The organism is Streptomyces sp. NPDC001927 (genome assembly GCF_053594455.1).
Genome location: NZ_JBSFEN010000021.1, coordinates 18,092 through 28,908 on the forward strand (window position 1 = coordinate 18,092; position 10,817 = coordinate 28,908).

The following is a 10,817-nucleotide window of genomic DNA, read 5'->3' on the forward strand; positions in this document are numbered from 1 at the left end:
GAGGTACCGGTCCCCGGGTCTTACTTCGCCTGGGCGATGTCGCGGTCGATCTGGGCGGCCGTGTCCTCAAGGCCCTTCTTCAGGTCCTTGACCTGGCCCTTCTCGTACTTCTGGGCGAAGTCCTGGAAGGTGTCCTGGTACGTCGAGCCGTTCACCGCGCCGTCGGAGGTGGAGGACTGCGGGTGCTGGGCGATGTCCAGGAAGACCTTGAAGTTCGCGTCGGCCTTCAGCTTCGGCGACTTCAGCGCCTCCAGGGTGGAGGGGACGTTGCCGATGGCGTTGGCGAAGTCCACCACCGCGTCGGTGTCCATCGTCATGTACTTGATCAGTTCCCAGGCCGCGTTCTGCTTCTTGCTCTGCGGCGCGATGCCGATGATCGTGCCGGAGAGGTAGCCCTTGCCGTACTCGGCCACCTCGTCGTCGGCGACCGGCAGCGGCGCGACGCCGACCTCGAAGCCGACCTTGGCGTCCTTGATGAAGTTCAGCCGCCACTCGCCGTCCAGCTGCATGGCGACCTGGCCGGTGTGGAAGGGGTGCTTCGCGCCCCACTCGTCACCGAAGGTGGTGCGGTACTTGTCCAGCTTCGCGAACCCGCCCAGGCCGTCGACCAGCGACTTCTGGTAGGTCAGCATCTCGGCGAAGCCCGGGTCCTTGGCGAGGAGCGACGCGCCGCTCTCGTCGAAGTACTTGTGGTTCCACTGCGACATGTAGTGCGAGGGGACGGTCTCGTAGCCGAGGTAGTTCGGCATGAAGCCGAGCTGCTCGTAGCTGTCGCCCTTCTCCTTGGTCAGCTTCTTCGCGACCTGGGAGAACTCCGACCAGGTCTTCGGCGGGGCGGTGATGCCGGCCGCCTTGAAGGCGTCCTTGTTGTAGTAGAGCCCGTACGCGTCGGAGAGCAGCGGCAGCGAGCAGCGCTTGCCCTCGAACTGGGTGTAGTCCTGCAGGACCTTCGAGAAGGTCTTGTCCAGGTCCACCTTGTCCTTCTCCAGGAAGGGCTTGAGGTCGGCGAACGAACCGGTGTGGCAGAACTTGCCGACGTTCGACGTGGTGAAGGAGGCGGCCACGTCCGGGCCGTTCGAACCGCCCGCGCGCAGCGCCTGGCTCAGCTTGTCGTCGTTGATGTTGCCGACGACCTTCACCTTGATGTTCGGGTGGGCCTTCTCGAAGCGGGCGACGTTGTCCTGGATCGCCTTGGCCTCCGAGGGGGCCGACCAGCCGTGCCAGAAGGTGATCGTGGTCTGCGCGTTCGGGTCGTCGCTCGCCTTGTTGTCCGCCGAGCCGGTACAGGCCGAGGCGAGGAGGGCGACGGAGGCGGTGGCGGCGAGCGCGACGGCTGCTCTGCGCGTGCGTGCGGGCATGACAAGGACTCCCTGGGGCGGACGGAGGGGAACTGCGGGCGGGGGAAGTGCTGGCTGTTCTCGGAGAGGGGAGATCGAGGGTCGGGGCTACCGGGACGTGTCGAAGACCTCGTCGCGGGTGGTCGCGAGGGCGCTCTCGAGGGCCCCGCGCAGGACGGGGTCCCGGTCGACGTCGCCGAGGACGAGCCGCGGCCGGGAGGCGGCGAGCTCGGCCAGTTCGGACTGGACGCGCTCGCGCAGCGGCTCTCCGCCGGCGACGATCGCGTCACCGGAGAGGACGACGAGTTCGGGGTCGAGTACGGCGACGAGAGAGGCGAGACCGGTGGCGACGCGCTCGGCGTACTGGTCGAGCAGCGCCGCGTACCGGGGGTCGTCCCCGTGGTGGGCGGCGGCGTGCCGGAGCAGCCGGGCGGCGGTGGTCACATAGGGCTGCTCGGCGGTCTCGATCCCGAGCGACCGGGCGAGCCGGGGTACGGACTGGACGCCGGCGAGCTCCTGGAAGCCGCCGGAGTTGGCCTTGGTGACCTGCCGTACGAGCGGGGTGCCGGGCACGGGCAGGAAGCCGACCTCGCCGGCGCCGCCGGTGAAGCCGCGGTGGAGCCGGCCGCCGAGGACGAGGGCGGCGCCGAGGCCCTCCTCGTTCCACAGCAGCACGAAGTCCTCGTGGCCCCGGGCGGCGCCCAGGCGCTGCTCGGCGACGGCCACCAGGTTGACGTCGTTCTCGTACTCGAACGGCATCGGCAGCACGGCCGCCAGCTCCTCCAGGAGCGTGGGGGAGTGCCAGCCGGGCAGGTGGGAGGCGTACCGCAGGCGGCCGGTGGCCGGGTCGAAGGCGCCGGGGGTGCCGATGACGAGCCGGTGCACGTCGGCGCGGGTGATCCCGGCCTCCTTGACGGCGCCGTCGAGGGCGGTGGTGACCTGGCGGACGACGCCGTCGTTCCCGCGGCCGGGGGTGAGCAGCTCGAACTCGCCGACGACCGTGCCGGTGACGTCGGCGACGGCGGCGCGGATCCGGTGCGGGTTCGCGTCGATGCCGGCGGCGAAGGCGGCCCGGGCGTTCACGGCGTACAGCTGCGCGCTGGGTCCCGGCCGGCCCGCGGTGGTGCCGGTGGCGACGACGAGCCCGGCGGCCTCCAGGCGGGCGAGCAGCTGGGAGGCGGTCGGCTTCGACAGGCCGGTGAGCTTGCCGATCCGGGTGCGGGAGAGCGCGCCGTGCTCCAGGAGCAGATCGAGGGCGGCGCGGTCGTTCATGGCTCGCAGCACGCGCGGGGTGCCGGGGGTGCCCGGGGTCGTACCGGCCATGACGACGCACCTGCCTCTCTGCACGTGAGGTGCACTGTTAGGAAAGTTTCCTATTCGGTGGGAGGACGGTAGGGCGGCCGTCACCGGGGCGTCAATACCCGGGTACGCGCGAAGCCCCCGAAGGCAACCAAAGCGTTACCTGCGGGGGCTCCGTGAAAACGGGCGGTGGGCTACTTCGTGAGGTCCGGCTTCGGCAGCGGGCTGGCCGCCATGCCCTGCGGGGACGTCGCCGAGGCGAAGGCCGAGGGCGCCGCCATGCCGGCCGTCGGGTCGGCCGACGGGGAGTCCTCCGCCTGCAGCGGGATGCCGCCGACGATCCGGATGCCGGCCTCGTCCAGGCCGCGCTTGATCCGCCAGCGCAGCTCGCGCTCCACGCCCAGGGCCTTGCCCGGCATCGTCTTCGCCGAGACCCGGACGGTCATGGAGTCCATCAGCACCTCGGTGAGGCCGAGGATCTCCACCGGACCCCACAGCCGCTCGTTCCACGGCTCTTCCTTCGCCATGGACGCCGTGGCCTCGTCGATCACCGACTTCACCCGGTCCAGGTCCTCCGTCGGGCGGACCGTCACGTCGACCGCCGCCGTCGCCCAGCCCTGGCTCAGGTTGCCGATCCGCTTGATCTCGCCGTTGCGGACGTACCAGATCTCGCCGTCGACGCCGCGCAGCTTCGTCACCCGCAGACCGACCTCGATGACCTCGCCCGAGGCCACGCCCGCGTCCACCGAGTCACCGACGCCGTACTGGTCCTCCAGGATCATGAAGACCCCGGAGAGGAAGTCGGTGACCAGGTTCCGTGCGCCGAAGCCGATCGCGACACCGGCGACACCGGCGGAGGCGAGCAGTGGTGCCAGGTCGATCTGGAACGCGCCGAGGATCATCAGCCCCGCCGTGCCCAGGATCACGAACGACGCGACCGAGCGGAGCACCGAGCCGATCGCCTCCGAGCGCTGGCGCCGCCGCTCGGCGTTGACCAGGAGCCCGCCGAGCGCGGTGCCCTCCACGGCCTGGGCGGAGCGGTTCATCCGCTCTATCAGCTTCGTCAGCGCGCGCCGGATCGCCATCCGCAGCAGCAGGGCGACGACCAGGATGAGCAGGATCCGCAGGCCGGTGTTCAGCCAGGTGGACCAGTTCTCCTCCACCCAGCCCGCGGCGTTCGTCGCCTTCTCCGCGGCCTCGTCGAGGGTGACGGGGACCTTCTGCGGATCGTCGGCGGTCTGCGGGGCGGACCAGAGCACGAGAAACCTCCAGGCGTGGTGTACGCGAACATCCACACTAACGGGGCACAAGGAGTGCTCCTGTTGTGCTGTTCGAGGGAGAGACCGACCTCACGCGGGGATGTACCCGGTGACGATGCCGATGTGGTCGAGAACACTCCAAGCCCGTTACGGGTACGTGGTGGCGCTCCGACCAGGCATGAGGAGAGACTGAGAGCAGTTCGTCCCGGCGCGAGCCACGCGCCGCCGGCGTATTAGGAGGCATCCGTGCCGCATGTCCTGGTCCTCAACGCGTCGTACGAGCCCCTCGGCGTCGTACCGCTCCGCCGCGCGCTCGTCCTCGTCCTCGAGAACAAGGCACTCTGCCTCGAGGAGTCCGGCGCCTTCCTGCACAGCGAGACCCGCGTCATCCCCGCACCGAGTGTGGTCCGGCTGAAGCGGTTCGTGCGGGTCCCCTACCGGGGGCCCGTTCCTCTGACCCGCAGAGCCCTCTTCGCCCGTGACGGCGGGCGTTGCATGTACTGCGGTGGCGTCGCAACCAGCGTCGACCACGTCATTCCGCGCAGCCGCGGGGGCACGCACGCCTGGGAGAACGTCGTGGCGGCCTGCCGCCGCTGCAACCACGTCAAGGCCGACCGGCACCTGCACGACCTGGGCTGGCGGCTGCGCCATCAGCCCGCGCCGCCCAGCGGCCTGGCCTGGCGGATCATCGGGACCGGACATCGGGACCCACGCTGGCTGCCGTACTTGCAGCCGTACGGCGCCGACGACGTGATGGCCCGGATCGACGCCGTCTCCACCGCCCCCACGGGGGCCGTGAAGGCGGGTTGAGCCGGGCCTTCGTCGTCGTCACGCCGTGCCGTACGCCAGGGGCGCCTCACCGAGGCGCCCCTGGCGCTACCGCGCTCCCTCGGGGGTTTCCGGCTGTTCCGTGCCCTCCGGTGCCTCGGGCGCCTCGGGTGTCTCCGGCGTCTCGGGGGTCTTCGGTGCGGCCGGAGGGGCCACCGCGTACGTCTCCACCGACCAGAGCGAGTACCCGTACTGGGTCGCGCGTGTGTCGCCCTGGACCCGCAGGAAGCGGGTGTCCGCCGCGTCCATGCGGACGCTCTCGCGGCCGCCCCGGCCCTCGGCGACCGTGGCCGCCGTGCGCCAGGTGCGGCCGTCGGGGGAGACCTGGATGCGGTAACGGGTGGCGTACGCGTCCTGCCAGTGCAGCACCACCTGCCCTATCCGGGCCGGGTCCGCCAGCTCCAGCTGCCACCAGGCGCCGTCCTCCGCCGGGGAGGACCAGCGGGTGGCCGGATCGCCGTCCAGGGCCGAGACCGCCGGGAAGTCGGGGGTCTCGTCACCGGAGGACGAGGCCGTCGACGTGCGCGCCAGGTCCGGGCCCGCCGTGCGCGGGAACGCCCGGACCGTCAGGACCCGCTCCTCGCCCGCGAAGGAGACCGGCACCCGGTACTCGCCCACGGGCACGTCCGGGGCGACCGACACCTGGAGCGGCACCGTCGCGCGCGTGCCGCGCGGAATCCGGGCCTCCGACGGCATCCGTACCTGGATGCCCTTCGGCGCCCGCGCCGTCAGCGCCCCGCGCACCTCGTCCGTGGACCGGCCCACGAGCCGGACGTCCACGCTCTGCGCGGGCCCGCCGATCTCGGCGTCCGTCGCGGACCGGGCCAGCTCCAGCTCGGCGCGCGGCTCGTCCGCGAACCAGGGCACCAGGGAGCGCACCTTCGGGGCGACCGGCCCGGCCGCGCCGTCCCACACGACCCGGACGGCCTCCGCGCGCAGCCCCTTCATGTCCGTCTGCGTCCAGCCGGTCGGGGAGACCGGGCCGAGCGCCCGCCAGCCCTCGCCGGGGACCAACGCCTCCACGCGCGCGGAGTCGTCCGAACCGGGCTCCGTCATCACGGTCACCGTCTCCACGGGCCGTGAGCGGTCGAGGCGGAGGGTGTACGCGTCCGGCTCGACGGCCACGTCCGGCTGACGCCCGGTCCGGCGCTCGCGGTCGGCGCCCGTCCAGGCCGCGGCCTCCGTCACCGCGCGCGTGAGGAAGGGGTCGAGGACGCCCGCGCCGACGGTCGCCCCGCTCGCCTTCGCCGCCTCGCGCAGCGGCTCCAGGCGCAGCTGCGCCTGCCAGGCCTCCGCGCCGTCGCCGCGGCCCTGCGCGAGCAGCATGTCGACCGCGGTCTCGCCCGCGAGGCCGTAGCGCGAGAGCTGCTCCAGCCAGGGCCCGACCTCGTCGTCCAGGGTGCCGTCGGCGGCCCCGGCGAGGCGCTGCGGGGCCTCCCGCATCACGGTGAACGCCGCCCGCAGCTCGCGCGCCGCCTTCTCCCGTACCGCCTTGTCCTGCGAGGTACGGGTGTTCCAGAACGCGGTCATCAGCGGCTTCAGGTACGCCGACTCGCCCGCCGGGTCGAGCAGTGAGGAGGCGTCGTTGCCGGCCAGGGCCCGCAGCGCCTCGCGGGCGGCCGGGTTCGGACCCGCCAGCTCGTCGACGGCGGCCCGCCAGGACTCCTGGGGTCGGTAACCCTTCGGGTTCCAGGCGTAGTCGGCGGCGGTGAAGAGTGGGATGCGGGAGGCCGCCGGCTGTTCCATGGCGTTGGCGAGGAACGCGGCCGAACCGGCCGCCACGGCCGGCTCGCGGCCCTGGGAGGGGCCGAGGAAGAGCCGGTCCTGGGCGTAGTCGTTGACCGGGTAGTTGTCCATCGTGACCAGCGGCCTGCGCAGCGCCTCGCGGGCGCCCGCCAGGTCGCGCCCGGTGATGGCGCGCGGGACGGCGCCGACGCCGGTCCAGGCGACCTGCACCCCGGTGTCGAGGCCGGCGGCGAGCGCCGTGCGGTACGCGGTCGCCCCGTCCTGGTAGTACTCCGTCGGCATCAGCGTGAGCGGCTCCGCGCCCGGGTACCGCTCGGCCAGGTGCCGGGCCACCGCGTTCGCCACGCGCGCGTGGGCGGTCGCGCCCGCCTCGGGCCCGCGCCCGAAGGTCTCCCGGTCCTTCTCGCAGTGCCACTCGCTGTAGCTGACGTCCTGGAACTGGAGCTGGAAGGAGCGCACCCCCAGCGCCCACATCGCGTCGATCTTGCGGGTCAGGGCCTTCACGTCGGCGTCCGACGCCAGGCACATGGACTGGGCGGGCGCCACGGCCCAGGCGAGGGTCACGTGGTTGGCGCGGGCCCGCTCGGCGAGCGCGCGGAACTCGGCGCGCCGCTCGGCGGGGTAGGGGTCGCGCCACTGGGTCTGGCGGTACGGGTCGTCGCCGGGCGCGTAGAGGTACCGGTTCTGCTTGGTGCGGCCCATGAAGTCGAGCTGGGCGAGCCGCTGTTCGTGGCTCCAGGGGCGGCCGAAGAAGCCCTCGGTGAGACCGCGCACGGCGGTGGCGGGCCAGTCGCGGACGACGACGCCGGGAATCAGCCGCTCGTCGGCGTCCTGACCTGCGGCGCGACGTGCGTCCTGACCCGCGCCGTGACCTTCGCCGTGACCCTCGCCATGACCCTCGATCAGCTGACGGAGCGTCTGGACGCCGTGGAAGAGGCCCTCCGGGCCGACGCCGTCCAGGGCGACGGTGTCCCGGCCGCCCACCGGGCCCGTGGCGAGCCGGTAGCCGCCGCGCGGCAGATCGCCCCGATCGGCCACCCGCAGCGCCCGCAGGGCCTCGTGGGAGGCCGCGGCGCCCACGCGGAGCACGGGACCGCCGCCCGGCAGGGTCGTGTGGATAGTCCGTACGCCCGCCGTCCGCAGCGCCTCGCGCAGCGCGGCGACCGCGTACGGGTCGGCGTCGGGGTCCGCGAGCAGCGTCACCTCGCCGCCGAGCCGCACGGCGGGACCCGTCGCCCGCAGGGACTGCGGGCGCGGCCACACGGCCGGCTGGGCCGGACTCTGCGGCACGTCGGGGGTGGTGACGGGGGAGACCGGGGCGGCCTGCGCCGCGCCGGGGACGCCGCCGCCGAGGAGCCCGCCGATCACGGCGGCGGCCACGGCCGTCGCCGTCCGCTTCCTGCGCCCGAGGTGCACGCCGAACTCCTCTCTGCTCCCCCGTTGGTCACGAGTAGGTCACGACCCCACCACCCGTCCGGCGGGGTGTCAACGTGCGTGGCCGATGTGCCCGGTTTGCCCGCCCGGCTTTCGGCGAGGTGGCGCCGCCGCGCCAAGTTCCGCCGGTAAAACGGGGTGCGGTGGGTAGGGCTTGCTCGTTCCACCTGTCGAGACGAAGCCGGGAGAACCCCCGTGACCGTGACCACCCCCCACCTCGCCGAGATACCGGTACCGAAACAGGGCCCGCTCACCAGCGAGCCGCCCCTCGCCGACGCGGCGCCCCTGACCAGCGAACCGCCGCTCGCGGACGCGGCCCCCCTCACCAGCGAACCGCCCCTGACCCCGGCGGCCCCGCTCACCAGCGAACCCACCGCCCCCTGGACCTCGGGCGGCACGGAGTCCCCCGGCATGTGACCGCCGGGCCGCGCCGGGCCGCAGGCGAGGTCCACCACCGACCCAGACCTCTGGAGTGTGAAGTGACCCTGGCCCGCCTCGCCGCCCTCCACGGCGTCGCCACCGCGTACGAGCCGTCCGAGGGCGTCACCGTCCAGGTGCCCGACGCCACGGTCGTGGCCGTGCTCGCCGCCCTGGACGTCGACGCCGGTACGCCCGAGGCGGTCGCCGCCGCCCTGGAAGCCGCGCGGCGGGCCGGGGAGGCCCGGCTGCTCCCGCCGACGCTGGTCCACCGGCAGGACGGCCCCGCGCGGCCCCCCGAGGGCCTGCCGCCCGGCACCCGGCTCCGTGTGACGACGGAGCGGGGTGAGCGGGTGGACGGGCCCGACTGGGCCGGCCTGCCGCTCGGCGTCCACCGGATCGAGGCGGAGGCCCCCGACGGCCGGAGCGACACCGGCACGCTGATCGTCGCCCCCGCGCGCGTGCCCCGGCCCGAAGGGCGGGTCTTCGGGCTGCTCGCCCAGCTGTACTCGGTGCTCTCCGCCCGCTCCTGGGGCATGGGCGACCTCGGCGACCTGCGCGAACTCGCCACCTGGGCAGGCCGGACGCACGGCGCCGGCTTCGTCCAGGTCAACCCGCTGCACGCGGGCGTGCCCGGGGCGCCCTCCGACCCGTCCCCGTACCGCCCGTCCTCCCGCCGCTTCCCCGACCCCGTGCATCTGCGGATCGAGGACATCCCGGAGTACGACTTCGTGGGCCCGGAGTACCGCGACCGCCTGGACGCGATCCTCGCCGACGCCGCCGAGCTGCGTGAACGTGTGCTGCGCAAGGGCGCGTTGATCGACCGGGACGCGGTGTGGGAGCTCAAGCGGCGCGCCCTGGAGCTGGTGGCGACGGTGGAGCTCGGCCCCGGCCGGCGCGCCGAGTACCGCGACTTCCTCGCCGAGCGGGGCCGCGCCCTGGAGGACCACGCCACCTACCAGGCCCTCGCCGAACGGCATGGCCACCATTGGCGGTCCTGGCCCGAGGAGCTGCGTGATCCGCTCTCCGCCGCCGCGGCCGTCCGCGCCGACGAGGAGCTGACGGCCCGGGTCGACTTCCACTGCAGGCTCGCCTGGCTGACCGACCGCCAGCTGGCGGCCGCGAGCACGGCCGCGCGGGAGGCGGGGATGGCGGTCGGGATCGTCCACGACCTCGCGGTCGGCGTCCATCCCGACGGCTCCGACGCCTGGGCGCTCCAGGACGCGTTCGCCGCCGGCATGTCGGTCGGCGCCCCGCCCGACGCCTTCAACTCCCGCGGCCAGGACTGGGGTCTGCCGCCGTGGCGCCCCGACGCCCTCGCCGCCTCCGGCTACGCCCCGTACCGCGGCCTGCTGCGGGAGCTCCTGCGGCACGCGGGCGCGCTGCGGATCGACCACGTCATGGGTCTGTTCCGGCTCTGGTGGGTCCCCGAGGGCCGCGAACCCACCGAGGGCACCTACGTCCGCCACGACTCCGAGGCGATGCTCGCGGTCCTCGCCCTGGAGGCCCACCGGGCCGGCGCGGTCGTCATCGGCGAGGACCTCGGCACGGTCGAGCCGGGGGTCCGCGACGCGCTCGCGCGGCGCGGGGTGTTCGGCACCTCCGTGCTCTGGTTCGAACGGGACTGGGCGGGCACGGGCCGCCCACTGGCCCCCGAGGAGTGGCGCACCGACTGCGTGGCCACGGCCACCACGCACGACCTGCCCTCCACCGCCGCCCGGCTCTCCGGCGACCACGTCGCCCTGCGCCACCGGCTCGGGCTGCTCACCGGCGACCTGGGGCACGAGCGCGCCAAGGACGCGGCGGAGGTCGGCGAGTGGCTGACGTACCTGGAGCTGCTCGGGCTGCTGCCGGAGGGTCCGGGCGACGAGGAGGCCGAGGTCAGGGCCGTCCACCGGTTCCTGTTGCGGACCCCGGCCGCCATGGTCGGGGTGTGGCTGCCGGACGCGGTGGGGGACCGGCGGCCCCAGAACCTGCCCGGGACCTGGGACCAGTACCCCAACTGGCGGCTGCCGGTGGCGGGACCGGAGGGGCAGCCGACGACCCTGGAGGAGCTGGCCGCCTCGCCCCGGGCGCACCGCCTGTTCGAGGTCTTCGCCCCGCTCGCCGGGTCCCGTACGGCACCCCCGGACGCGCGCCCCGTTTAGCTGTTCGCTACGTTTGCACCGTGGACAAGAAGAACGCCCTGCGCGCCGGTGCTGTCGCGGCCGGTACGACGCTGATGATGCTGCTCATGTCGTCCCCCGCGCTCGCGCTGACCCGCGACGACGGTGACGACCCGGCCCCCAAGCTGAGTGTCGTGGAGACCCTCGGCCTGTTCGTGGCCGCGCCGATCGTGCTGTTCCTGGTGATCGCCGGTCTCGTGATGGTGCTCGACAAGTCCGACAGGCCCAAGAAGGCCTGACGACCCCGTCGCTTTTCGAGGGCGCCGCGCCGGTACACGCGTACCGGCCTTCGCGTCCCACGTGGCCGAGCCGAAGCCGAAGTGGTACACCGA

8 protein-coding genes are annotated in these 10,817 nt (G+C 73.6%); 4 read left to right on the forward strand and 4 right to left on the reverse strand.

Going from position 1 to position 10,817, the window contains the following annotated elements; translation table 11 throughout:
- Positions 1-20: 20 nt before the first annotated feature.
- From ACWCO8_RS36915 to ACWCO8_RS36925, 3 genes are all read right to left on the reverse strand, one after another.
- Positions 21-1,358, reverse strand: coding sequence for an ABC transporter substrate-binding protein (locus ACWCO8_RS36915; RefSeq protein ID WP_451035887.1), 1,338 nt, complete (start codon positions 1,356-1,358; stop codon positions 21-23).
- A gap of 87 nt (positions 1,359-1,445) precedes the next feature.
- Positions 1,446-2,660: an ROK family transcriptional regulator gene (locus ACWCO8_RS36920; protein WP_451035888.1), complete on the reverse strand. Its 1,215-nt coding sequence runs from the start codon at positions 2,658-2,660 to the stop codon at positions 1,446-1,448.
- A gap of 170 nt (positions 2,661-2,830) precedes the next feature.
- The gene (locus tag ACWCO8_RS36925; RefSeq protein WP_362006683.1) at positions 2,831-3,895 is read right to left on the reverse strand and encodes a mechanosensitive ion channel family protein; all 1,065 of its coding nucleotides are present in this window, start codon (positions 3,893-3,895) and stop codon (positions 2,831-2,833) included.
- A 246-nt stretch (positions 3,896-4,141) separates the two neighbouring features.
- On the opposite strand from ACWCO8_RS36925, the gene ACWCO8_RS36930 reads away from it, so the two are divergent.
- Positions 4,142-4,705, forward strand: coding sequence for an HNH endonuclease (locus ACWCO8_RS36930; RefSeq protein WP_362006681.1), 564 nt, complete (start codon positions 4,142-4,144; stop codon positions 4,703-4,705).
- Between the two features lie 66 nt (positions 4,706-4,771).
- On the opposite strand, the gene ACWCO8_RS36935 is transcribed toward ACWCO8_RS36930, so the two are convergent.
- Positions 4,772-7,885, reverse strand: a complete 3,114-nt coding sequence (locus tag ACWCO8_RS36935; RefSeq protein WP_451035889.1) for a beta-N-acetylglucosaminidase domain-containing protein — start codon at positions 7,883-7,885, stop codon at positions 4,772-4,774.
- Between the two features lie 213 nt (positions 7,886-8,098).
- Between ACWCO8_RS36935 and ACWCO8_RS36940 the strand changes: the two genes are divergently transcribed.
- The 3 genes from ACWCO8_RS36940 to ACWCO8_RS36950 all read left to right on the forward strand — a co-directional run bounded on the left by ACWCO8_RS36940 (position 8,099) and on the right by ACWCO8_RS36950 (position 10,724).
- Positions 8,099-8,320 (forward strand): hypothetical protein, encoded by a 222-nt coding sequence (locus ACWCO8_RS36940; protein ID WP_451035890.1) that lies wholly within the window; start codon positions 8,099-8,101, stop codon positions 8,318-8,320.
- A gap of 62 nt (positions 8,321-8,382) precedes the next feature.
- Complete coding sequence (malQ, locus tag ACWCO8_RS36945) at positions 8,383-10,467, forward strand: 4-alpha-glucanotransferase (RefSeq protein ID WP_451035891.1); 2,085 nt, start codon at positions 8,383-8,385, stop codon at positions 10,465-10,467.
- A gap of 20 nt (positions 10,468-10,487) precedes the next feature.
- The gene (locus ACWCO8_RS36950; protein ID WP_260226244.1) at positions 10,488-10,724 is read left to right on the forward strand and encodes a hypothetical protein; all 237 of its coding nucleotides are present in this window, start codon (positions 10,488-10,490) and stop codon (positions 10,722-10,724) included.
- The last annotated feature ends 93 nt before the right edge of the window (positions 10,725-10,817 follow it).